The following is a 20,873-nucleotide window of genomic DNA, read 5'->3' on the forward strand; positions in this document are numbered from 1 at the left end:
GACGATGACCGCCACGCTCGCGGCCACCCCCGCGCCCACCGCGACCGACGCCGTCGTCCGTTTGAGCGGGGTCCGCAAGGTCTTCGGCCACGGGCCGCGGGCGGTCACCGCGCTGGACGGGATCGACCTGTCCGTCGCGCCCGGGGAGTTCGTCTGCCTGCTCGGCGCCTCCGGCTGCGGCAAGACCACCGTGCTGAACATGATCGCGGGGCTGGACCGCCCGTCCGCCGGTCGGATCGAGATGACCACCACCCGTCCGGCGGTGATGTTCCAGGAGGCCGCGCTGATGCCGTGGCTGACCGCCGCCCGCAACGTGGAGCTGCCGCTGCGGCTGGCCGGGCTCGGGCGCGCCGAGCGCCGGGCGCGCACCGTCGAGCTGCTGGAGCTGGTCCGGCTCGCGGGCGTCGGCGACAAGCGCCCGCACGAGCTCTCCGGGGGGATGCGCCAGCGCGTGGCCCTGGCGCGCGCCCTGGCCTCGGCGCTGCAGGGCAACAACGGCGAGGCGTCGTCCTTGCTGCTGATGGACGAGCCGTTCTCCGCCCTCGACGCCATCACCCGCGACGTCCTGCAGGGCGAGCTGCTGCGCGTGTGGGAGGCCACCGGCACGGCGGTCGTGTTCGTGACCCACGACGTCCGCGAGGCCGTCCGCCTCGGCCAGCGCGTCGTGCTGCTGTCGTCCAAGCCGGGCCGCGTCGTGCAGGAGTGGTCCGTCGACGGGCCGACCGACGGCGCCGCGCTGGCTGAGGAGATCAACACCCGCCTGCGCGAGGTGATCAGCAGCCATGCCGCCTGAGGCCCTCGCCCAGGCGCGCACCGACTCCGTCGGCGCGGGCCTCGACGCCCTCGACACCCCGCCCGCCGAGCGCCGCCAGCGCCGCCTGCTGCGCTCGGTCCTCGCCCCGCTCGTCGCGTTGACGCTGGTCGTGGCGCTGTGGCAGTTCCTGTGGTCACGCGCGTTCTGGCCGGAGTACCAGCTGCCCGCCCCGGTGGACGTCTGGGCGCAGATCACCAGGATCGTGGCCACCGGCGACGTGTGGGAGTTCCTGTGGGTGTCGGTGCACCGCGCCGTCATCGGGTTCCTGATCTCGGTGGCCGTCGCGACGCCGCTCGGGCTGCTGCTGGCCAAGGTGCCGCTGGTGCGGGCGGCGATCGGGCCGCTGATCTCCGGGCTGCAGAGCCTGCCGTCGGTGGCGTGGGTGCCCGCGGCGGTGCTGTGGTTCGGCCTGACCGACGCGGCGATCTACACCGTCGTGCTGCTGGGCGCGGTCCCCTCCATCGCCAACGGGCTGGTGGCCGGGATCGACCAGATCCCGCCGATCCTGCCCCGGGTGGGGAAGGTGCTGGGCGCGGGCAGGCTGGACACCGCGCGGCACATCCTGCTGCCCGCCGCGCTGCCGGGCTACCTGGCGGGCCTGAAGCAGGGCTGGGCGTTCTCCTGGCGCTCGCTGATGGCCGCCGAGCTGATCGCGACCTCACCCGCCCTGGGGTTCGGGTTGGGGCAGTACCTGCACAACGCGATGTCGCTGTCGGACATGTCGATGGTGATCGCGGGCATCCTGCTGATCTTCTTCGTCGGGGTGGGGATCGAGCTGCTGGTCTTCCGCCCGCTGGAGCGGACGGTGCTGCGGGCCCGCGGCCTGACGGGCGCGCTGTGATCCCGCTGGTGGCGGTGGCCCACGGCAGCCGCGACCCGCGCTCGGCGGCGACGGTGGCCGACCTGCTGGCGGTGGTGCGCGAGCGCGCGCGCGGGCTGGACGTGCGGGGGGCGTTCCTGGACCTGTCGACGCCGCGGCTCAGCGAGGTGCTGGCGACGCTGCACGCGGAGGGCCATAGGCGAGTCGTGGTCGCGCCGCTGCTGCTGGGGCGGGCGTTCCACGCGCGGGTCGACCTGCCCGCGCTGCTGGACGAGGCGTTGGCGGCGCTGCCCGGTCTGTCGGTGTCGGTGGCCGACGTCCTCGGACCGTCGCCGCTGCTGGAGGCCGCCGCGCTGCGCCGTCTCGCCGACGCAGGCGTCCGCCCGGGTGACCCGGGGCTGGGCGTCGTGCTGGCCGCGATCGGCTCGTCGCACGCCCCGGCGAACGAGCGGGTGGCCGAGGTGGCCCGCCGCTGGGCCGGGACGCACGGCTGGTCGGGCGTGGCCCCGGCCTTCGCCTCGGCCGCGGCGCCGGACGTCACGACCGCCATCGCGGGCCTGCGCGCCCGCGGGGCCCGGCGGATCGCGGTGGCGTCGTGGTTCCTGGCGCCGGGCCTGCTGCCGGACCGGGTGGCGGCCCAGGCGTTCGCCGTCGACCCGCTGGCCCGCGTCGCGCCGTCGATGGGCAACGCCGTCGAGGTCGCCGACCTGGTCCTGAGCAGGTATCGCGCACAAGCGGCAAGCCTCCATGGCAGCGACGCGGCCTGAGAGCCGCTAACGTGGCTGACGTGCCCGGCGACGATGTCTGTCTCTGCCTGATCTGCTTGGACTACGGCGACCAGGACCGGCTCGACGAAGTCGACACGAAGCTGGTCCGCGACATCGGCGACGCGGGCTGGGGCGTCGTGGCGATCCCGGGCGACCGCGTCAGCGCGGGCTGGACCTTCACCGTGGGCCTCTGGCACACCTTCCGCTTCCCCGAGCTGGCCATGTTCGGGCTGGACGGGCGCCTGATGCAGAGCTGCGTGAACACCGTGGGCAACCAGGTCGCCGCCGCTCGCGCCCCCGCTCCCGGCGACGACCTCGGCGACATCCTCAGCGACGACTACCGCCTCTCGCTGCGGCCGGTGGACCCCGGCTGGCACAAGCCCTTCTTCGGCGCGGCGACGGGCTTCTACCGCGCCACCCCGAGCCTGCCCTTCCTGCAGCTGCTGTGGCCGGACGACGACCACCTCTTCCCCGGCCACATCGACTTCGACAGCGACTACGACGAGTTGCAGCCCCAGCTCTGGCTGCCCCGGCACGCGCACCCGCCGGGCCCCTGGACCGAGGACTCCGGACGGTTGGGGTAATCGGGGGTAACACATAACCACTCAAACGGCGGTTCGGCGTGCGCGTCGGGTCGATCGGGTTGGGCTGCTCGGGCGACGGCACTGCCGGGTGGTTGCGTGGGTGATCACCCCCTTGGCGCACGACACCCATGATCAACGGGACGGTCGGTGGCCGGTGTGACTCCGCCGAACAGCCGTGCCATGGCGTCAATTCTTGACGTGACGGCTACTCGAAAGTAACCATCAGGGGGCCGCGCGGCATCTCGAAACCCTTGTCCCCCAAGCGATCGAGGTAACCCTGATGAAGACCGCTCCACGCCGGACCCTATCCGGACTCGCCCTGGCCGGGGTGGCGGTGCTCGCACTGGCGCCGACCGCCGCCGCCGTCCCGCACAGCATCAACTTCGCCTGCCAGGGCAGCTCGCCCCTCGGGCCGCAGAACTTCACCATCGGCCAGGACGCCGAGGTGACCGCGCCCGCCACGGTCGCGCCCGGTGGGGCGCTGACCGTCGTGATCGACCCGGCGCCGAACACCGTGCCGTCCTCCATCAACGGCTTCCGGGTGCAGCGGACGCACACGCTGGCCCTGAAGGTGCCGATCCCGGCCAACTCCACCTTCGTCTCGGCCGCGCTGTCCGGCGGGTCCAATGTGGGCACCACGAACCTCAGCGTCAGCAACGGGATGGCGACCCTGACCGCGACCGGCCCGATGGCGGGCGGGTCGGCCTACGAGCTGCCCACGGTCACCGCGCAGCTCACCGCCGGGGCGTCGGGGACCATCCAGACCAAGCTCCACGGGACCGGCTACAGCAACCCGGGCCTGACCTTCACCGCGGTCGTCTCCTCGTTCCTCGGCAGCGTCACCGTGCCGACCGCGTGCTACCCCAACCCCAACCCGGTGATCACCACGACCACCATCGGCTGATCGCGGCACGCGGTCCCGCGCGGGTGGCCCGACCCCCGCGCGGGACCTGCCGGGTCAGGCGAAGTCGCCGAACGCCGTGAGCACCCGCTCGGTCATCCCCGGGCCGCCGGTGTGGCCGGAGTCCTCGATGACCGCCAGTTCGGCGTCCGGCCACGCCTGGGCGAGCTGCCAGGCGTTCCGCAGCGGCCCGCCGAGGTCGTGGCGGCCGTGGACGAGCACCGCGGGGATGCCCGCCAGCTTCCCGGCCTCCCGCAGCAGGACCCCCTCCTCCAGGAACGCGCCCTGGCCGAAGTAGTGCGCGCAGATGCGCACGAAGGTCACCTGCTGGACATCGGGCCGGTTGCTGTAGGAGTTCTTCTTCCCGTTGGGCTCCAGGGAGATCACCGCGTCCTCCCAGCGCAGCCACTCGACGGCGGCGTGCTCGCGGACAACGGGGTCGGAGTCCTCCAGCAGGCGGGCGTAGGCGCCGATCAGCTCCTCGATCGGGGCGTCGGGGTCGACATCGGAGACCACCGACCAGAAGCGGTGCCACTCGGCGGGGAAGAACCTGCCGACGCCGCGGTAGAGCCAGTCGATCTCGCTCCGGCGGGTCATGGTGACGTCGATGATCACCATCTCGGTGACCCGCCCGGGATGCGCCTGCGCGTAGGCCAGGGCCAGGGTCGAGCCCCACGACGCGCCGCTGACCAGCCAGCGCTCGATGCCCAGGTGCTCGCGCAGCCGCTCCATGTCCGCGATCAGGTTCTGCGTCGTGTTCTGGCTCAGGTCGACGGCGGGATCGGCGGCGTTGGGCGTGCTGCGGCCGCAGTTGCGCTGGTCGAACAGGACGGCGCGGTACTTCTCCGGGTCGAACCAGCGGCGGTGGTTGGCCGAGCAGCCTGACCCGGGACCGCCGTGGACGAAGACGGCGGGCTTGCCCCCGGGATTTCCGATCACCTCCCAGTGGACGCGGTTCCCGTCGCCGACGTCGAGCAGCCCGGAGTCGTGCGGCTCGATGGGCGGGTACACCTCAGTCATGGGTTCCCTCCAGAAACAACAGTGCTGTTGTATTAGCGCTGTTATATTACCCGCTACATTGGCGCTGTGACTTCCCATGGGCCCGAACTCCTTGGCACCCGCCTGCGCCACCTGCTCGACCGGCTGGACGCCGACGTCGCCGCGGTCTACGCCGACCTCGGTCTCACGGGCTTCCGCACCCGCTTCACCGCCTACGTCCGCACACTGGCGCACTCCGGCCCCAGCTCCATCAAGGACCTGGCCACCGCCGTCGGGGTCACCCACTCGGCGGCCAGCCAGACCGTGGCGCAGCTGGCCAGGGCCGGGCTGGTCGTCCTCGAACCGGGCGAGGACGGCAGGCAGCGCATCGCCCACCTCACCCCGCGGGCGCAAGCGCTTGTCCCCGTGCTCGACGCCGAGTGGGCGGCGACGGCGAGCGCGGCGAGGGCGCTGGAGCGCGAGCTGTCGGCGCCGCTGAGCGCGCTGGTCGACGAGATGGTCGCCGCCCTCGACCGCAAACCGATGCGGGAGCGCATCGCCGAGGCCGACCCCGGGCTGCTCAGTCGGTGGGGACCCAGCTCGCCGGGCGCTTCTGGGCGAACGCGCTGATGCCCTCCTGGCCCTCCGCGCTCGCGAAGTACCGGGCGGAGAGGGCCAGCATGTCGGCGAAGTCGCCTGCCATGGTCGACGGGCGCTCGCGGCGCAGCATCGCCTTGGTGGCGGCCAGCGCGTTCGGGCCGCCCAGCGCCAGCATCCCGGTGTAGCGGTCGACCTCGGCGTCCAGGCGCTCGGCGGGGACGGCGGAGTTGAGCAGGCCGATGCGCACGGCGTGCGCGGCGTCGAACTTCTCCCCGGTCAGGAACAGCTCGTGGGCGGCGCGGGGCAGCAGGCGCGGGAGCACGGTCACCGAGATGATGGCGGGCACGACGCCGATGCGGACCTCGGTGAAGGCGAAGGTGGCGTCCTCGGCGGCGACGGCGATGTCGGCGGCGGCGACGACCCCGACCCCGCCCGCGCGCGCGGGTCCGGCCAGCTTGGCCACGACCGGCTTCGGGCTGGTCCAGATCTGCTCCAGGATCGCCGGGAACTCGTTGACGCCCTGGTCGGCCGCCGACGCCCCGCCCGCCTCCTTGAGGTCCATCCCCGCGCAGAAGACAGGGCCGGTGTGGTCGAGCACGATCACCCGCACGGAGTCGTCCTCGACGGCGGCGCTCAGGCGGGCGCGCAGTTCCCCGCGCAGCTGCGCGGAGAGCGCGTTGCGGTTGTGCGGGGAGTCCAGCGTGATCCGCGCCACGCCCCGGGCGATCGCGTAGTGCACCAACTCATCAGCCATGCCCCGCACCCTAGCCAGGGCTCGATAATCAGGGCTCGATGAGGACTACCGAGAAGTCGCGCTCGGGATCGGTGAAGTCGGCGACGGCGTCGGCCAGCACCGCCTGGACGGCGCGGTAGCCGACCGGGTCGGAGTCGGCCAGGACCTCGGGGTGCGTCCACACGAGCACGTGCTGGCCCTCGGGCAGCCAGGACAGGTCGGTCAGGCAGTCGTAGAGGGCGTCGAGGTTGTGGCCGAACCACTCCGGGAAGCGCAGGGTCTCGGCGACGGCGTCGTAGAAGTCGAGTCTGGTGTGCACCGACGTGCCGTCGAGGATGTGCTCGGTCATTTCCCGTGCCCGGTCATCGCGTGCCCGATCATCGCGTGTGCACGGTCGCCGTGTACTCGGTCGCAGTGCTCGGTCATTGTGAAGTGTCCACCGCCACAAAGGTGTCGTAGTGGTTGTCGGTGTAGTACAGCTCCGACGGCGATCCGGTCACCAGCCTGCGGGCGCCGCGGTCGGGACTACCCGGGGTGGGGACGGTGTACTCCTTGTAGTAGCCCTCGTCACGCTGGGGCAGGAGGCGTTCGCGGTTGCCGAACGTCGTGCCGTCCTGGGGATGGGGGAACGGGCCGCCGCGCTCGATCAGCTCCAGGGTCTGGACGACCTCGACCGGCAGCGACGACAGGGGCCGCACCGGCGGCTGGCCGTGGTCGCCGACGTCGCGCAGCAGCCAGCCGCCCAGGACCAGGACGACGAGGGCGGCCAAGGCCAGCGTGATGCGTTTGCGGGAGCCCATCGGCTACTCGACGTCGATCGGGGGCTCGTGGCGGACGCCGAAGCGGGCCGAGGTGTAGTCCACCGCCCGGTCGATCAGCCAGGCCACGCCGAGGCACAGCGGCAGCAGCACGGCCATCACCAGGGTGAACTGCACGGCGAACGGGATCGTGGCGAGCCACAGCTCGACGTCGTTCCACCAGTCGGACAAACCCTGCACGTACCCGAGAGTAGACCTGGACCACTTCTGTGGGGCGGGCGGCGTCGGGCCTGGCTAAGTTGCTCTCATGTTCGCCGTATTCGCCGCCGAGCCCAATCCGGACGACCCGCTGGCCGCGCTGACCGTGGGCGAACGCCCCGACCCGGTGGCGCCCGACGGGTGGGTGACGGTGACCGTGCGCGCCGCCAGCCTCAACATGCACGACCTGTGGACGCTGCGCGGGGTGGGCATCAAGGCCGAGCGCTTCCCGATGACCCTGGGCTGCGACGGCGCGGGCACCCTCGCCGACGGCACCGAGGTGGTCCTGCACTCGGTCATCGGCGACCCGTCCTGGACCGGGGAGGAGACCCTGGACCCCCGCCGGACGCTGCTGACGGAGCTGCACCAGGGCACCTTCGCCGAGACGGTGGTCGTGCCCGCGCGCAACGTGCTGCCCAAGCCCGCGGACCTGTCCTTCAGCGAGGCCGCCTGCATGGGCACGGCGTGGCTGACGGCGTACCGGATGCTGTTCGTGAAGTCCGGGCTGCGGCCGGGGCAGACGATGCTGGTGCAGGGCGCCTCCGGCGGGGTGTCCACCGCGCTGATCGAGCTGGGCAGGGCCGCGGGGCTGCGGGTGTGGGTCACCGGGCGCACCGAGGACAAGCGCGCGCTGGCCACGGAGTTGGGCGCGCACGCGGTCTTCGAGTCCGGCGCGCGGCTGCCGGAGAAGGTCGACGGGGTGTTCGAGACCGTCGGCAAGGCGACGTGGTCGCACTCGATGCGGGCGCTGCGCCCCGGCGGGGTGATCGTGGTCTCGGGCTCCACCAGCGGCGCCGACCCGAGCGCGGACCTCCAGCGGCTGTTCTTCCTTCAGCTCAGCGTGATCGGCTCGACGATGGGCACCCGCGACGAGCTGGCCGACCTGCTCTCGTTCTGCGCGACCGCGGGCATCAGGCCGCGGATCGGCTCCGAGCTGCCCATGGCCGACGCCCGCGACGGCTTCGAGGCGATGCTGGCGGGCGAGACCGCCGGGAAGATCGTCTTCACCCGCTGAGGTGCCGGTCGATGAGCGGCCAGGTCTCGTGCCTGGCCGCCCGGCCGGTCAGCACCCCCAGGTGCCCGCCGCCGGCGGTGACGAACTCGACGTCGGCGTCGGGCAGGACGTTCGCCAGGTGCGCGACCGCGCGGCGCGGGGCAATGGTGTCGGAGCGGCCCGCGATCAGGAGCGTGCGCTGCTTGGCCGCGGCGAGGTCGACGCGGGTGCCGCCGATCTCGATGGCGCCCTTGGCCAGGGCGTTGGCGCGGTAGAACTGGTGGTAGATCTGGCCGAGGGTGCGGCCGGGGTAGGCGGCCATGTTCGCGGTGAAGTGCCCGACGGCCTCGATCTGGGCGAGATAGTCGCGGTCGCCGAGGTGGGCGGCGACGGCGAAGGGCTTGGTGAGGTGGCGGTCCAGCGCCGAGACCTGGAAAGCGGCGCGGACCAGCGGGGCCGGGATGGTGCCCAGCGTCCGGTAGACCGGGGTGAAGACATGGCCGCCGGTCGCGGCCACGATCGGGCGGAACGGGGCCAGCAGCCGCACCTTGGTGAAGTCGAACGGGCTGGCGATCACCGTCAGCGAGGCGATGGCGTCGACGCCGAGGCGGGCGGCGGTGAGCACCGACAGGATGCCGCCGAAGCACCAGCCGACGAGGTGCGGCGCGGTGCCGGTGCGCGCGCGGACGGCGGCGACGGCGGCCGGGAGCACGGTGTCGACCCAGTGCTCCAGCCCGAGTGCGCGCTCGCCGAAGCCCATGGGTCCGTAGTCCAGCAGGTAGGTCGGGCGGCCCCGCTCGACGAAGTGCTCGACCAGGCTGCACCCGCGGCGCAGGTCGAAGGGGGTGTCCGGGACGCCGAGCGGGGGCACCAGCAGCACCGGCTCCCCGGTGGTCTCCGGCAGGTACTCGTAGACGAAACGCGCCCGGCCCTCGGAGACGAGCCTGCGCGGCATCGGGGTGAGGTCGGCGAACCCGCCCGACACCACCCGGTGCGCCACGTTCCCCACCGCGGCCCGCACACTGCCCAGCACCGTCATCGGCCCTCCCCAAGCTACCTACCCAACAGTAGGCCAACCACGCGGGGCACGGCTCCAGACCGCCGCTGTGCGCAACCGCACAGCACTCAGCGCAGCACTCAGCGCAGCCGGTCGGCCAGGGCTCGGGCCGCGTCCCCGGCCTCCGCGCGCAGGCGGGTGAGGACCGCCGCCACGGGCTCGTCGGTGGCCAGGGGGTAGCCCTGGCCCGCCCACAGCGACATCACCTCGGGGTCGCCCGCGGCGCGCATGGGCCGGGTCAGGTTGTTCACCCTCGGGTACGCCGAGGGCGCCGTGGGGTGCTCGGCCAGGAACCGGTTCACCAGGCCGCGGGCGGGGCGTCCGCTGTAGGCCCTGGTCAGGGCGGTCTCCCTGCCGCCGTCGGCCAGGGCACGGCGGTACGCGGCGCTGGTCCCGGCCTCCGGGCACCGCAGGAACGCGGTGCCGAGCTGGGCGGCGACGGCCCCGGCGGCGAGCACCGCGGCCACGTCGGCGCCGTGCGACAGCCCGCCCGCGGCGATCAGCGGCAGGCCCAGGTCGCCCATCAGCCGCAGCGCGGGCAGCAGGTCGTACAGCGGGGCGCCACCCGCGTGCGCGGGGTCGTCGGCGAAGGTCCCCCGGTGCCCGCCCGCCGCGGCGCCCTGCACGCACAGCGCGTCCACCCCGGCCGCCGCCGCGGCGGCGCCCTCGGCGGGCGTGGTCACCGTCGCCACCAGGAGGGTCCCCACCGCCCGCAACCGGTCGAGCACGTCGGCGCCCGGCAGCCCGAAGGTGAACGACACCGCCGCCACGGGCGCGTCGACCAGCACGGCCACCTTCTCGGCGAACCGGTCGTCGTCCCACACCGCCCGCCCCGGCTCCACGCCCAGCCGCGCCGACTCCGCGGCCACCGCCGCCACGTGCCCGCCGAGCAGCGCCTCGTCCGGCGGCCCCGGCACGAACAGGTTCACCCCGAACGGCCCGCCCGTGCCCGCCCGGACCGCGTCGACGGCCCCGGCCAGCGCCGCCGGGCTCAGGTACCCACCCGGGACGAACCCGGTCGCCCCCGCCGCCACCGCCCCGATCACCAGTTCCGGCGTACTCACCCCACCGGCCATCGGCGCGACGACGACCGGGATCTCGAGATCGCTGAACACTCCCCCACCCTAGGCCGTGTTTCCGATGTGGAGCACGGCCTGGCCGCGCCAGTCCGACCGCTGACGGCAGCCGAAAACACGGCCTGGGTTGTCTTCAGGACGGTCAGCCGCCGCAACCCCCACCGCCGCCGCAGCTGCTCCCGCCGCAGCTGCTCCCGCCGCCACTGCCACAGCCACTGGAGCCGCTGTCGCCGCCGCCGGAACTCGACCCCCCGTCGCCGGCGGGCGGCGGAGTGGTGTTGAGGGCCGCGCTCATCTCCGGGTCGGGGTAGGCGACCAGGCCCGCGAAGGCGACCGGGAGGAGGATCGCGGCCCCGACCGCCATCCCGGAGACACCGTGGGCGTGGGCGTGGGAAAGCGCCTGGCGGCCATGCCGGGTCGGGGTGGTGCTCCGGTGCTTGAGGGGCGCACCGACCAGTTTGGCGATCACCAGGGTGGCCACCAGGGACAAGGCCAGCCAGCCGATCGGGCGGTCGTTCATCAGACCGGTCACCAGCCGGGCGGCGCCCACCAGGCCGATCCCGACGAAGATCAGCTTCACCAGGGCGGAGGCGGCGCCGCCCTGGGGGGACTTGAGGTACCCGGCCTCGACCATGCGGCGGGCGAGGTCGCGGGCCACCGGGCTCTGCTGGAACCGGTACGAGTCATGGACGCGGTCGCCGTGGCGCAGTTCAGCCAGGACGGCGGACTCGTAGTGGTCGGCGGCGCGCGCGTGCGGCACCTGGGTGATCTGGCCCGACCGGCTGACGTGCACCGCGCCGCGCGAGACCAGCCCGGCCAGCGCGGTGTGCATGACCCGGGTGGGACCGCCCGCCAGCATGGCCACCTCGTACGGGCCGAGACCGCCAAGGCGCCCCGACCGCGGCCGGTGGGCCCACAGCGCCGCGACCATCGCCAGCAGGGTGGCCACACCGAGGGCGAGCCAGTACAGCTCCAGGAACTCCGGCCCGGTCAGACCCCACATGTGACCTCCTCAGCGCCCTCGGATCAAGGGTGCGCACCACACAGACGCCCTGGGGGCTTTTCCGGTTGCCTTTCGAGCATCGAATTCGGCGACGAGCGGAAGAACCGGGGCACCGACACTACGGTTGCAGCGACGAAGGGACACCGCCCATGCACGCCACTGGCACGTTCACCATGGACACCTGGGCTCCCCAGCCCGACCCCGACGACCGCGACGGCGTGGCCATCGGCACGACGCTCATCGCCAAGACGTTCACCGGCGCGGTCACCGGCACCAGCCGGTTCACCATGCACCAGGTGACCACGGCCGTGCCGACCTCGGCGGCCTACGTCGCCTTCGAGCGCGTCGAGGCCACCGTCGACGGCAGGCACGGGTCGTTCGTGCTGCACCACTCGGCGAGCATGTCCACGGGCGCGCAGCACGCCTCGATCACCGTGGTCCCGGACTCCGGAACCGGCGCGCTGGAAGGCATCGCGGGCGAGTTCGCCATCACCAAGGACGACGAGGGCTACCGGTACGCCTTCGACTACACCTTTGGTTAGGGCTTACTTCTTGCCCTTCTTGTCCGCGGGCGACTCGTCGGTGGACAGGGCGGCCACGAACGCTTCCTGGGGGACCTCGACGCGGCCCACCATCTTCATCCGCTTCTTGCCTTCCTTCTGCTTCTCCAGCAGCTTGCGCTTGCGCGAGATGTCACCGCCGTAGCACTTGGCGAGGACGTCCTTGCGCATGGCGCGGATGGTCTCGCGGGCGATGACGCGCGAGCCGATGGCCGCCTGGATGGGCACCTCGAACTGCTGGCGCGGGATCAGCTCGCGCAGCTTGGTGGCCATCCGGGTGCCGTAGGCGTAGGCGGACTCGCGGTGCACGATCGCGCTGAAGGCGTCCACCGGCTCGCCCTGCAGCAGGATGTCGACCTTGACCAGCTCGGACTCCTGCTCGCCCGACTCCTCGTAGTCCAGGGAGGCGTAGCCGCGGGTGCGCGACTTCAGGGTGTCGAAGAAGTCGAAGATGATCTCGCCGAGGGGCATGGTGTAGCGCAGCTCGACGCGGTCCTCGGACAGGTAGTCCATGCCCAGCAGCTGACCGCGCTTGCCCTGGCACAGCTCCATGATCGCGCCGATGTACTCCACGGGGGAGATGATCGTGCACTTGGTGATCGGCTCGTGCACCGAGGCGACCTTGCCCGTCGGCCAGTCCGAGGGGTTGGTGACGGTCAGCTCGGTGCCTTCGTCCAGCACCACCCGGTAGACGACGTTGGGCGCGGTGGAGATCAGGTCGAGGCCGAACTCGCGCTCCAGGCGGTCGCGGGTGATCTCCAGGTGCAGCAGGCCGAGGAAGCCGCAGCGGAAGCCGAAGCCCAGCGCCGCGGAGGTCTCCGGCTCGAAGGTCAGCGCCGCGTCGTTGAGCTGGAGCTTCTCCAGCGCCTCGCGCAGGACCGGGTAGTCGGAGCCGTCGACCGGGTACAGTCCTGAGTAGACCATCGGCTGCGGCTCGCGGAAACCGGCCAGCGCCTCGGTGGCGCCCTTGCGCTCGGAGGTCACGGTGTCGCCGACCTTGGACTGGCGGACGTCCTTCACGCCGGTGATCAGGTAGCCCACCTCGCCGACGCCCAAGCCCTTGCAGGGCTTGGGCTCCGGGGAGATGATCCCGACCTCGAGCAGCTCGTGCGTCGCGCCGGTGGACATCATCTTGATCCGCTCGCGCGGGGTGATGTTGCCGTCCATGACGCGGATGTAGGTGACCACACCGCGGTAGGTGTCGTAGACCGAGTCGAAGATCATCGCGCGGGCCGGGGCGTCGTGGTTGCCGACCGGGGCGGGCACCAGCTTGACAACCTCGTCGAGCAGCTCCCGGACGCCCGCGCCGGTCTTGGCCGACACGCGCAGGACGTCGGTGGGCTCGCAGCCGATGATGTGGGCCAGCTCGGCGCTGTACTTCTCCGGGTCGGCGGCGGGCAGGTCGATCTTGTTCAGCACCGGGATGATCGTCAGGTCCCGGTCCAGCGCCATGTACAGGTTCGCCAGGGTCTGCGCCTCGATGCCCTGCGCGGCGTCGACCAGCAGGATCGCGCCCTCGCAGGCGTCCAGCGCGCGGGAGACCTCGTAGGTGAAGTCGACGTGCCCCGGGGTGTCGATCATGTGCAGGACGAACTCGCCGCCGTCGACGACCCACGGCAGGCGCACGTTCTGCGCCTTGATCGTGATGCCGCGCTCGCGCTCGATGTCCATGCGGTCGAGGTACTGGGCACGCATGGCGCGTCCCTCGACCACACCGGTGAACTGCAGCATCCGGTCGGCCAGGGTCGACTTGCCGTGGTCGATGTGGGCGATGATGCAGAAGTTGCGGATCTGCTCCGGCGCCGTGAAGGTCGTGTCCGCGAACGTAGCCACTCAGGTCCCTCGCATGGTCAATGGGTCACCCCCATCGTCCCATGAGCACCCGCCTTAGCCCCTATCCGGCACCGGCCGCCCGTTCCGCCGACGCCGAGCGACGAGGACGGCACCGAGGGTGAGCGCCACCAGCGCGCCCACCAGTGGCCATGGACCGACCGCGGTGAGCCAGTCGGCGATGGCCGACTGCAGGTCCGCGGCGGCCTCCACCACGGGGTCCTCCGGGTCGGCGTCGGTGTGGGCCAGGCGCAGCTCGTAGACGCCGTAGTAGGCCACGTAGAGGCCCGCGAGCACGAGCAGGCCGCCCGCGACGCGGTTGACGTGGGGCATGGCCCTGCGCAGGCCGGTGGTGACCGAGGACGTGGCCAGCGCGGCGGCCACGGCGAGCACCGCCACGACCAGCCCCATGCCGAGGGCGTAGGTGACGAAGGAGGCCAGCCCGTCGATGACGTCGCCCTGGCGCAGCGACACGCCCGCGACCGCCAGGAACGGGCCGATCGTGCACGACAGCGACGCCACGGCGTAGGCCACGCCGTAGCCGAACATCGATCCCACCCGCGCGCTGGGCGCGCCGCGCTTGGGCTTGGGCAGCAGCAGGGTCAGCTCGTGCCCGGTCAGCAGGACGGCGCCGAGCACGACCAGCGCGACGCCGATGAGCACGGTCAGCACCGGCAGCCACTGCTGCAGCAGCGACAGCAGCGGGATGCTGAGCAGCCCGAACACCCCGAAGACCAGCACGAACCCGGCGGTCATCACCGCGGCGGCGGCGAGCGCGCGGCCCAGCCGGACGCCCTTCTGCCCGCTGTCGACCCGGCCCTCGACTTGGGCTCCGACCTGGCCTTCGACTTGGCCTTCAACGACCAGTGCCAGGTAGCCGGGCAGCATGGCGAACCCGCACGGGTTGACCGTGGCGAGCATCCCCGCGACCAGGGCGACGCCCAGCCCCCCGCTCATGCGAGGGCGTCCACCTTGGCGGTCAGCTCCTGCTCGTCCAGCTGCTCGGTGACGACCTCGACCTCGCCGGAGGAGCTGATGAAGGCGTACGCGGGCTGGGCGGCGACCCCGAAGCGCTGCCAGATCGCGGCGGGGGCGTCGGCGATGTGCTCGAACCCGCCGACGCCGCGCTTGTCGATGAACTCGGCCATCGCGTCCTCGGTGTCCTGCGCGGCGACCCCGACGAAGGTGACCTCGCCGCCGGAGCGCTCCGACGCCGCGGCGATCCCGGACGCCTCGCGCTGGCACTTGGGGCACCACGGCGTCCAGAACCACAGCACCGCGGGCTTGCCCGCCAGGCTCGCACCGTCGAAGGCCCCGCCGCCGACGGTCTTGGCGGTGAACGCCAGCTTCTCGGGCACGGCCGGGGGCGCGGCCGGGGCCGTGCTGGTCGCCGGGAGGCCGGTGGTCGGCGGGGCGGCGGGCGGGGCAGGCGGGGTGGCCGCGTCCTGGGCCCCGCAGGCGGTGGTGAGCAGGGCCAGGGCGCCAAGCCCGGCTGCCAGGCGCGCGCGGAACCGTCGCTGATCGGACATGTGCCCATCTTGCCCGGTCCCGCCCCCGCGGCGGCCCTTACGGTCCGGTGACGGCTCAGGCCAGGCGGGTCACGTCCACGACGACCTCCATGGCGGTGGCCGCGCCCCCGCTGTAGGTGCCCTTGAGCGGCGAGACGTCGGCGTAGTCGCGCCCGACGGCCACCCAGATGTGCCGGGGGCCGATCGGGCTGGCGTTCGTCGGGTCGAAGCCCCACCAGCCACCGGTCCACGTCTCGATCCAGGCGTGGCTCTCGCCGCGGAAGGTCTCCCCCACCCGGCCGTCGGGCTTGGGGTGCAGGTAGCCGGAGACGTAGCGGGCCGGGATGCCGATGGCGCGCAGCATGGCCAGCGTGACGTGGGCGTAGTCCTGGCAGACGCCTTCGCGGGCGTGCCAGGCGTCGAGCGCGGAGCTGTGCACGCTGGTGCTGCCGCGCCGGTAGGTCAGCCGCTCGTTGACGAGCTCGGCGATGGCCAGCACCGCCTCGAACGGCTTGCGGCCCTTGCGCAGCGCGGCGGCCAGCCGGACCAGCTCGGCGTTCCGGGGGACGTGGCGGGTCCACCCCAGGTACTCGGCGTAGCGGTCGAGCACGGCGTCCCCGCGCAGGTCCGCCCAGGTCGCGCCGTCCACCGGCTCGACCGGCGCGCCGGTCTCGACCACCGACGACGCGACGATCCTCAGCTCGGTGTGCGGGGCGTGCAGGTCGAAGGAGGTGACCTCGGTGCCCCAGTAGTCGGTGTAGCGGTAGGACCGCGTCGGCGGGGTCGTCTCGATCCGGCTCACGACGAGGTTCTGCCAGCGGTCGCTGCGCGGGGTGAGCCGGGCCTCGTTGTAGGACTGCACCACCGGCGCCGCGTACTGGTAGCCGGTCGTGTGCACGACCCTGATACGCCAGTTCACGCTCATCGGCTGACCTCCGTGTTCGTCCAGGCGACCCACGGCACCGCGTGGAAGTACTGCAGGGACACCGCCTCCCCCACCTCGCGCACCGTGGCCTGCAGGGACAGCAGGCGGTCGGTCAGGTGTTCCAGCAGCTCCTCGGGGCGCAGGAACTCCAGGTCGCTGCGGGCCTTGCCGAGCAGCCTGCTCGCCTCGGCCTTGGCGCCGAGGCGGGTGGTCGGGCGGTGGTCGAGTTGCTCGAGGCACGACTCGGCCTGGCGCAGGGCGTGGAACACCGAGCGCGGGAACAGCCGGTCCAGCAACAGGAACTGCACGACGCGCCGGGCGTCCAGCGCGCCGCGATAGGTCCGCAGGTAGGTGTCGTGCGCGCCCGCGGAGCGCAGCACCGTCACCCAGCCCGGCGAGGACGGGTTGTCGTTGACCCGCGACATGAGCAGCCGCACGATCATGTCCACCCGCTCGACGGAGCGGCCCAGCACCAGGAACCGCCAGCCGTCGTCGCGGCTCATCGTGGAGTCGGCCAGCCCGGCGAACATCGCCGAGCGCTCCTCGACGAAGGCGAAGAACGCGTGCGGCCCGGTCCGCTTGGCCTGCTTCTGCCGCTCCGGCAGCGCGTTCCACATCGCGTTGACGCACTCCCACAGCTCGGTGGAGACCACCTCGCGGGCCACCCTGGCGTTCTCCCTGGCGCTGGAGATGGAGGACACGATCGAGCCGGAGTGCTCGCGGGAGAAGGCCACCAGGTCGGTCAGCGGGTGCACGTCCAGTTCGGCGTCGACGGGCGCGCTCATGCCGAGCACGGCCAGCAGCTGGCGGCAGGTGGCGTCGGCGTCGACGGTGGCGTCCTCCAGCAGGTGGTGCACGGAGACGTCGAGGATGCGCGCGGTGTCGTCGGCGCGCTCGACGTAGCGGCCGATCCAGTACAGCGACTCGGCGTTGCGGGCCAGCATCGGGCCTCCCTCACTGCTGCTGCTGCTGTTGCTGTTGCTGTTGCTGTTGCTGTTGCTGTTGCTGTTGCTGGGACGAGGTCAGCTCGGGGCCGAGCTCGGGGGCGAACTCCTCGCCGGGCGCGCCCGCCAGCCCCGTGCCGCTGAGCTCGGCGTCCTCGGACGAGGCGCGCGCGGCCAGCACCCAGGTGTCCTTGGAGCCGCCGCCCTGCGATGAGTTGACCATCAGGCTGCCCTCGGGCAGCGCGACGCGGGTCAGGCCGCCGGGCAGCACGAACACCGACTTGCCGTCGTTGACCGCGAACGGGCGCAGGTCGACGTGGCGGGGCTTGAGCCGCTGGCCGACCTTCGTCGGCACGGTGGACAGCTGCACCACCGGCTGGGCGATCCAGCCGCGCGGGTTGGCCCGGACGCGCCTGCGCAGCGCGGTCAGCTCCTTGGCGCTGGCGTTGGGCCCGAACACGATCCCGTGGCCCCCCGATCCCTCGACGGGCTTGACCACCAGCTCGTGCACGCGGTCGAGCACCTGCTCCTGCTCGTGGCCCAGCCAACACCGCAGTGTGTCCACATTGGGCAACAGCGGTGTTTCGCCCAGGTAATACTTGAGTATCTCCGGCAGGTAGGTGTAGATGAGCTTGTCGTCGCCGACGCCGTTGCCGACCGCGTTGGCGATCACGACGTTGCCCGCGCGGGCGGCGTTGAGCACGCCCGCGATGCCCAGCACCGAGCCCGGCCGGAACTGGACGGGGTCGAGGAACTCGTCGTCGATGCGCCGGTAGATCACGTCGACCTGCCGCTCGCCCTCGGTGGTGCGCAGGTAGACCACGCTGTCGCGGCAGAACAGGTCACGGCCCTCGACCAGCTCGACGCCCATCTGGCGGGCCAGCAGCGAGTGCTCGAAGTAGGCGGAGTTGTGCACGCCCGGGGTCAGCACGACGACGTTCGGATCGGCCACATTGGACGCCGCCGCCGCGCGCAGGGAGCGCAGCAGGTGCACGGCGTAGTCGCCGACGGCGCGCACCCGGTGCTTTGCGAACAGGTCGGGGAACACCCTGGCCATCGTCCTGCGGTTCTCCATGACGTAGGACACGCCGCTGGGGTTGCGCAGGTTGTCCTCCAGCACCCGGAAGGTGCCTTCCTCGTCGCGCACGACGTCGATCCCGGAGACGTGCACGCGCACGCCGTTGGGCGGGACGATGCCGGAGGCGGCGCGGTGGAAGTGGTCGCAGGAGGTGATCAGCCTGCGCGGCAGGACGCCGTCGCGGATGATCTGCTGGTCGCCGTAGATGTCGGCGAGGAACGCCTCCAGCGCCCTGACCCGCTGCACGATGCCGCGCTCGAGGCGCACCCACTCGGCCGCGGTGATCACCCGTGGGACGAGGTCCAGCGGGAAGGGCCGCTCCTGGCCGGACAGGGAGAAGGTGATCCCCTGGTCGACCAGGGCGCGGTCCAGCGCCTCGGAGCGGGCCGTCAGGTCGCTGGGCGCCAGGGTGCCCAGGTGCTCGCGCAGGCGCCGGTAGGCGGGGCGGACGCCGGAGTCGGGGGCGAACATCTCGTCGTAGGCGTCGGCGTGCGGGCGCCGCGGGTCGAGGTAGCCCTCGAACAGCTCGCCGAGGTCGGGTCCGGTGTCCCTGCGCCGTCGTTCCATCCGGGCATCCTCGCCCACCGGGGCGGCGCGTGTCACTGGCGCGGGTCGCGGCGTATGGGGTGCTCCGGCGGGACCTCGACGAGGACGATCTTGATGCCGTCGGGGTCGGCCAGCCAGGACTCGCGCAGTCCCCACGGCTCCAGCCTCGGCTCCTTGACGATGTCGACGCCCCTGTCCCGCAGCGCCTCGACGCTGGCGGCGAGGTCGCGGACCTGCAGCCAGATCGCCAGGTCGGGACTGGCATCGATGTGCCCGCGCCCGGAGATCTCCAGATGCCCGCTGCCGAGGAAGAAGACCGTGCCGCCGGGGAATTCCCGGTACACCGCCAGCCCCAGGGTGTCGCGGTAGAAGGCCAGCGAGCGCGCCCGGTCACGCGGGCGGATGATCAGCCTGCTGCTCAGAAACTCCATCTTCAATGTCCTACCCGACCGCGCCCGCGCGTACTGTCCGAGCCCATGCTGAATTCCGACGACCCGCGTCCCGCGCGCGGCGCGGTCTGGCAGGCCCAGACCGCGGACCGGCCCGTCTCCCTGGCCTACGCCCCCCACCTCGACGGCGACGCCGACCCGGGCGAGGTCGTGTGGGCATGGGTGCCCTATGAGGACGATCCGACGCGCGGCAAGGACCGCCCCCTGCTGGTCATCGGCCGCGCGGGCCCCACCCTGCGCGCGCTGCAGCTGACCTCCAGGGCCCCGCGCCGCGAGGACGCGGACGACTGGCTGGAACTGGGCGCGGGCGGCTGGGACCGCGACGGCCGGGTCTCCTGGGTCCGCCTCGACCGCCTCTTCGAACTGGGCGAAGCCGACATCCGCCGCGAAGGCGCCGTCCTCCCCCGCGACCGCTTCGACCTGGTCGCCTCAGCCCTGCGAGCCCGCTACGGCTGGCGCTAGCCGCCACCCCCCAGTCGATGTGGTCCGACCCGGACCACATCGACTGGCGCCGTCAGGTGGTCTTGCGGACGAGACCGGTGTAGGCGGCGATGGTGAGGGTGGCCAGGGCCCAGATGAGCGCTTGGAGTGCCCAGAGCAGGTAGGTGAGGGCTTGCCCCCAGCGGGTGGCGGTGTCGAGGTCGCAACGAGCGCGCAGGCCGGTGGCGCCGAGCGGAAGACCACGGTCGATGCCGAGCCCGAGGAGCTCGGCGGTGGAACAGGGCGTGCCGGGCGCTGTTGGAGGGGCAGCCGGTGGTGAGACGCGTTCGGCCGCGTGGTGGCCAGGCCGGGTGACGATCTGTCCGGCGGTGTAGCCGGTGGCCCCGGCCAGGAGCAGAACGATCATGAGCGCGGTGACGAGGCGGTGGGCGCGGTAGCCGTAGCGGCCCAGCACCCCCCACAGCCAGTGCCTGCGGCGGGCCAACCATCCGCCGAGGGCTTGAGGGGCGCGATGGCGTAGCTCGTCTTGCTGGATGACGAGGATGTGGTGGGCGTTGTTGTCGTGCCCGGAAGCGCGTTCCACGGCGGCGAGTTGTTGATAGGGCTGAGGCCAGTAGCCAGGGGTGTGGTGCACGAGCAGGTGCAACCACTCCCGCCACGAGATACCCCCCAGCCTGGGAAACACCAGGTCCTGTACGACCATCTGGCGCGCGTTATCGGGGCAAGGTGCCTTACCGTTGTCCAGTCGGACAGCCTGGCAAACCAGCACCACGGGCAGGACCAGCGTCCCCGCCACCCGCGCCTCGGCCAACACCAGCAACGGCCCCGACTCATTGTTCAGCCGCATACCCACCAGTTGCACTTGACCACCGATATGGGCGCCGACCAACCGCAGTGCCCCGTTGCCACCAGTGCCGATAATGGTCGCGCCTTGCAGGAACAGAATGTCATCGACGCGCATGTTGTCGGCGACCACGGCAGGGCCGGTGCTGTTGGTGACGGTGGCGTCGTGGAGGTCGAGTTGGCTGCCGATGTGGGCGCCGAGCAGCCGCAAAGCCCCGTTCCCACCGGTGCCGGTAATGGTCGCGCCCTCTAAAGGTTGTCCCGTAATGGTCGAGAGTTTGGCGAGGCAAGGGAGTGATAGCGGTGTCGCCTGCGGCCGGTGGTCGTTCAAGCCGTCATGGCCAGGTTGCGCATCTGGGCGACGCCTCGGGTGGCGTGACAGACGCCGTCGCGTTTGCGTCGGCAG

At 72.2% G+C, this 20,873-nt stretch carries 25 protein-coding genes; 9 read left to right on the forward strand and 16 right to left on the reverse strand.

The annotated features are described in order from the left end of the window. The first annotated feature begins 4 nt into the window (after nucleotides 1-4). From ACTG9Q_RS18325 to ACTG9Q_RS18345, 5 genes are all read left to right on the forward strand, one after another. Nucleotides 5-793, forward strand: coding sequence for an ABC transporter ATP-binding protein (locus tag ACTG9Q_RS18325; RefSeq protein ID WP_455574006.1), 789 nt, complete (start codon nucleotides 5-7; stop codon nucleotides 791-793). After that, complete coding sequence (locus ACTG9Q_RS18330) at nucleotides 783-1,655, forward strand: ABC transporter permease (RefSeq protein WP_455574007.1); 873 nt, start codon at nucleotides 783-785, stop codon at nucleotides 1,653-1,655. Before ACTG9Q_RS18325 ends, ACTG9Q_RS18330 begins: the two co-directional genes overlap by 11 nt. Continuing rightward, complete coding sequence (locus tag ACTG9Q_RS18335) at nucleotides 1,655-2,401, forward strand: sirohydrochlorin chelatase (protein ID WP_455574052.1); 747 nt, start codon at nucleotides 1,655-1,657, stop codon at nucleotides 2,399-2,401. Before ACTG9Q_RS18330 ends, ACTG9Q_RS18335 begins: the two co-directional genes overlap by 1 nt. A 20-nt stretch (nucleotides 2,402-2,421) precedes the next feature. Continuing rightward, entirely contained in the window at nucleotides 2,422-2,985 is a 564-nt protein-coding gene (locus ACTG9Q_RS18340) for a DUF4262 domain-containing protein (protein ID WP_455574008.1), read from the forward strand. 280 nt (nucleotides 2,986-3,265) lie between these two features. Then, nucleotides 3,266-3,889, forward strand: a complete 624-nt coding sequence (locus tag ACTG9Q_RS18345) for a cyclase (protein ID WP_455574009.1) — start codon at nucleotides 3,266-3,268, stop codon at nucleotides 3,887-3,889. Nucleotides 3,890-3,943: 54 nt separating this feature from the next. Here the strand turns inward: ACTG9Q_RS18345 and pip are convergent, their stop codons facing one another. Beyond that, complete coding sequence (gene pip, locus ACTG9Q_RS18350; RefSeq protein ID WP_455574010.1) at nucleotides 3,944-4,906, reverse strand: prolyl aminopeptidase; 963 nt, start codon at nucleotides 4,904-4,906, stop codon at nucleotides 3,944-3,946. Between the two features lie 66 nt (nucleotides 4,907-4,972). Between pip and ACTG9Q_RS18355 the strand changes: the two genes are divergently transcribed. Next, entirely contained in the window at nucleotides 4,973-5,494 is a 522-nt protein-coding gene (locus tag ACTG9Q_RS18355; protein WP_455574011.1) for a MarR family winged helix-turn-helix transcriptional regulator, read from the forward strand. On the opposite strand, the gene ACTG9Q_RS18360 is transcribed toward ACTG9Q_RS18355, so the two are convergent. The 4 genes from ACTG9Q_RS18360 to ACTG9Q_RS18375 form a co-directional block, all read right to left on the reverse strand. Continuing rightward, complete coding sequence (locus tag ACTG9Q_RS18360; protein WP_455574012.1) at nucleotides 5,445-6,218, reverse strand: enoyl-CoA hydratase-related protein; 774 nt, start codon at nucleotides 6,216-6,218, stop codon at nucleotides 5,445-5,447. The genes ACTG9Q_RS18355 and ACTG9Q_RS18360 overlap by 50 nt on opposite strands. 28 nt (nucleotides 6,219-6,246) lie before the next feature. Next, nucleotides 6,247-6,546, reverse strand: coding sequence for a barstar family protein (locus ACTG9Q_RS18365; RefSeq protein WP_455574013.1), 300 nt, complete (start codon nucleotides 6,544-6,546; stop codon nucleotides 6,247-6,249). Nucleotides 6,547-6,619: 73 nt separating this feature from the next. After that, on the reverse strand, nucleotides 6,620-6,997 hold the full coding sequence (locus tag ACTG9Q_RS18370) for a ribonuclease domain-containing protein (protein ID WP_455574014.1): 378 nt from the start codon (nucleotides 6,995-6,997) through the stop codon (nucleotides 6,620-6,622). Nucleotides 6,998-7,000: 3 nt separating this feature from the next. Next, nucleotides 7,001-7,195: a hypothetical protein gene (locus ACTG9Q_RS18375; protein WP_455574015.1), complete on the reverse strand. Its 195-nt coding sequence runs from the start codon at nucleotides 7,193-7,195 to the stop codon at nucleotides 7,001-7,003. 67 nt (nucleotides 7,196-7,262) lie between these two features. On the opposite strand from ACTG9Q_RS18375, the gene ACTG9Q_RS18380 reads away from it, so the two are divergent. Continuing rightward, nucleotides 7,263-8,228, forward strand: coding sequence for a zinc-binding dehydrogenase (locus ACTG9Q_RS18380; RefSeq protein ID WP_455574016.1), 966 nt, complete (start codon nucleotides 7,263-7,265; stop codon nucleotides 8,226-8,228). On the opposite strand, the gene ACTG9Q_RS18385 is transcribed toward ACTG9Q_RS18380, so the two are convergent. The 3 genes from ACTG9Q_RS18385 to ACTG9Q_RS18395 all read right to left on the reverse strand — a co-directional run bounded on the left by ACTG9Q_RS18385 (nucleotide 8,218) and on the right by ACTG9Q_RS18395 (nucleotide 11,343). Beyond that, the gene (locus ACTG9Q_RS18385; RefSeq protein WP_455574017.1) at nucleotides 8,218-9,246 is read right to left on the reverse strand and encodes an alpha/beta fold hydrolase; all 1,029 of its coding nucleotides are present in this window, start codon (nucleotides 9,244-9,246) and stop codon (nucleotides 8,218-8,220) included. The genes ACTG9Q_RS18380 and ACTG9Q_RS18385 overlap by 11 nt on opposite strands. A gap of 98 nt (nucleotides 9,247-9,344) precedes the next feature. Continuing rightward, a complete protein-coding gene (locus ACTG9Q_RS18390; protein WP_455574018.1) occupies nucleotides 9,345-10,379 on the reverse strand; it encodes an NAD(P)H-dependent flavin oxidoreductase in 1,035 nt (344 codons plus the stop codon). Nucleotides 10,380-10,482: 103 nt separating this feature from the next. Beyond that, nucleotides 10,483-11,343: a TIGR04222 domain-containing membrane protein gene (locus ACTG9Q_RS18395; protein WP_455574019.1), complete on the reverse strand. Its 861-nt coding sequence runs from the start codon at nucleotides 11,341-11,343 to the stop codon at nucleotides 10,483-10,485. A gap of 149 nt (nucleotides 11,344-11,492) precedes the next feature. Here ACTG9Q_RS18395 and ACTG9Q_RS18400 point away from each other — a divergent pair, with 149 nt between their 5' ends. Next, entirely contained in the window at nucleotides 11,493-11,885 is a 393-nt protein-coding gene (locus ACTG9Q_RS18400) for a DUF3224 domain-containing protein (protein ID WP_455574020.1), read from the forward strand. Between the two features lie 3 nt (nucleotides 11,886-11,888). Here ACTG9Q_RS18400 and lepA read toward each other — a convergent pair whose 3' ends face one another. From lepA to ACTG9Q_RS18435, 7 genes are read right to left on the reverse strand one after another with little or no spacing between them, the layout of a single operon-like run. Further along, nucleotides 11,889-13,736: a translation elongation factor 4 gene (lepA, locus tag ACTG9Q_RS18405; RefSeq protein ID WP_455574021.1), complete on the reverse strand. Its 1,848-nt coding sequence runs from the start codon at nucleotides 13,734-13,736 to the stop codon at nucleotides 11,889-11,891. A gap of 54 nt (nucleotides 13,737-13,790) precedes the next feature. Further along, the gene (locus tag ACTG9Q_RS18410) at nucleotides 13,791-14,690 is read right to left on the reverse strand and encodes a cytochrome c biogenesis CcdA family protein (protein WP_455574022.1); all 900 of its coding nucleotides are present in this window, start codon (nucleotides 14,688-14,690) and stop codon (nucleotides 13,791-13,793) included. Then, entirely contained in the window at nucleotides 14,687-15,262 is a 576-nt protein-coding gene (locus tag ACTG9Q_RS18415; protein ID WP_455574023.1) for a redoxin domain-containing protein, read from the reverse strand. Before ACTG9Q_RS18415 ends, ACTG9Q_RS18410 begins: the two co-directional genes overlap by 4 nt. A gap of 55 nt (nucleotides 15,263-15,317) precedes the next feature. Continuing rightward, nucleotides 15,318-16,166 (reverse strand): transglutaminase family protein, encoded by an 849-nt coding sequence (locus ACTG9Q_RS18420; protein ID WP_455574024.1) that lies wholly within the window; start codon nucleotides 16,164-16,166, stop codon nucleotides 15,318-15,320. After that, on the reverse strand, nucleotides 16,163-17,110 hold the full coding sequence (locus tag ACTG9Q_RS18425) for an alpha-E domain-containing protein (RefSeq protein WP_455574025.1): 948 nt from the start codon (nucleotides 17,108-17,110) through the stop codon (nucleotides 16,163-16,165). Before ACTG9Q_RS18425 ends, ACTG9Q_RS18420 begins: the two co-directional genes overlap by 4 nt. A 10-nt stretch (nucleotides 17,111-17,120) precedes the next feature. Continuing rightward, nucleotides 17,121-18,755: a circularly permuted type 2 ATP-grasp protein gene (locus ACTG9Q_RS18430; RefSeq protein WP_455574026.1), complete on the reverse strand. Its 1,635-nt coding sequence runs from the start codon at nucleotides 18,753-18,755 to the stop codon at nucleotides 17,121-17,123. A 32-nt stretch (nucleotides 18,756-18,787) separates the two neighbouring features. Further along, complete coding sequence (locus ACTG9Q_RS18435; RefSeq protein ID WP_455574027.1) at nucleotides 18,788-19,165, reverse strand: VOC family protein; 378 nt, start codon at nucleotides 19,163-19,165, stop codon at nucleotides 18,788-18,790. A 45-nt stretch (nucleotides 19,166-19,210) separates the two neighbouring features. Between ACTG9Q_RS18435 and ACTG9Q_RS18440 the strand changes: the two genes are divergently transcribed. Continuing rightward, the gene (locus ACTG9Q_RS18440) at nucleotides 19,211-19,645 is read left to right on the forward strand and encodes a type II toxin-antitoxin system PemK/MazF family toxin (RefSeq protein WP_455574028.1); all 435 of its coding nucleotides are present in this window, start codon (nucleotides 19,211-19,213) and stop codon (nucleotides 19,643-19,645) included. 52 nt (nucleotides 19,646-19,697) lie between these two features. Here the strand turns inward: ACTG9Q_RS18440 and ACTG9Q_RS18445 are convergent, their stop codons facing one another. After that, nucleotides 19,698-20,678: a hypothetical protein gene (locus ACTG9Q_RS18445; protein ID WP_455574029.1), complete on the reverse strand. Its 981-nt coding sequence runs from the start codon at nucleotides 20,676-20,678 to the stop codon at nucleotides 19,698-19,700. Between the last annotated feature and the right edge of the window lie 195 nt (nucleotides 20,679-20,873).

Source organism: Actinokineospora lacus (assembly GCF_053813445.1).

Bases quoted from the DNA above. Each gene is read 5' to 3' on its own strand.
- ACTG9Q_RS18365 (WP_455574013.1), bottom strand. From the start codon at position 6,546: ATGACCGAGCACATCCTCGACGGCACGTCGGTGCACACCAGACTCGAC.
- ACTG9Q_RS18415 (WP_455574023.1), bottom strand. From the start codon at position 15,262: ATGTCCGATCAGCGACGGTTCCGCGCGCGCCTGGCAGCCGGGCTTGGC.
- ACTG9Q_RS18410 (WP_455574022.1), bottom strand. From the start codon at position 14,690: ATGAGCGGGGGGCTGGGCGTCGCCCTGGTCGCGGGGATGCTCGCCACG.
- ACTG9Q_RS18395 (WP_455574019.1), bottom strand. From the start codon at position 11,343: ATGTGGGGTCTGACCGGGCCGGAGTTCCTGGAGCTGTACTGGCTCGCC.
- ACTG9Q_RS18400 (WP_455574020.1), top strand. From the start codon at position 11,493: ATGCACGCCACTGGCACGTTCACCATGGACACCTGGGCTCCCCAGCCC.
- ACTG9Q_RS18440 (WP_455574028.1), top strand. From the start codon at position 19,211: ATGCTGAATTCCGACGACCCGCGTCCCGCGCGCGGCGCGGTCTGGCAG.
- ACTG9Q_RS18370 (WP_455574014.1), bottom strand. From the start codon at position 6,997: ATGGGCTCCCGCAAACGCATCACGCTGGCCTTGGCCGCCCTCGTCGTC.
- ACTG9Q_RS18325 (WP_455574006.1), top strand. From the start codon at position 5: ATGACCGCCACGCTCGCGGCCACCCCCGCGCCCACCGCGACCGACGCC.
- ACTG9Q_RS18345 (WP_455574009.1), top strand. From the start codon at position 3,266: ATGAAGACCGCTCCACGCCGGACCCTATCCGGACTCGCCCTGGCCGGG.
- ACTG9Q_RS18380 (WP_455574016.1), top strand. From the start codon at position 7,263: ATGTTCGCCGTATTCGCCGCCGAGCCCAATCCGGACGACCCGCTGGCC.
- ACTG9Q_RS18425 (WP_455574025.1), bottom strand. From the start codon at position 17,110: ATGCTGGCCCGCAACGCCGAGTCGCTGTACTGGATCGGCCGCTACGTC.
- ACTG9Q_RS18330 (WP_455574007.1), top strand. From the start codon at position 783: ATGCCGCCTGAGGCCCTCGCCCAGGCGCGCACCGACTCCGTCGGCGCG.
- ACTG9Q_RS18385 (WP_455574017.1), bottom strand. From the start codon at position 9,246: ATGACGGTGCTGGGCAGTGTGCGGGCCGCGGTGGGGAACGTGGCGCAC.
- ACTG9Q_RS18430 (WP_455574026.1), bottom strand. From the start codon at position 18,755: ATGGAACGACGGCGCAGGGACACCGGACCCGACCTCGGCGAGCTGTTC.
- ACTG9Q_RS18420 (WP_455574024.1), bottom strand. From the start codon at position 16,166: ATGAGCGTGAACTGGCGTATCAGGGTCGTGCACACGACCGGCTACCAG.
- ACTG9Q_RS18435 (WP_455574027.1), bottom strand. From the start codon at position 19,165: ATGGAGTTTCTGAGCAGCAGGCTGATCATCCGCCCGCGTGACCGGGCG.
- pip (WP_455574010.1), bottom strand. From the start codon at position 4,906: ATGACTGAGGTGTACCCGCCCATCGAGCCGCACGACTCCGGGCTGCTC.
- ACTG9Q_RS18360 (WP_455574012.1), bottom strand. From the start codon at position 6,218: ATGGCTGATGAGTTGGTGCACTACGCGATCGCCCGGGGCGTGGCGCGG.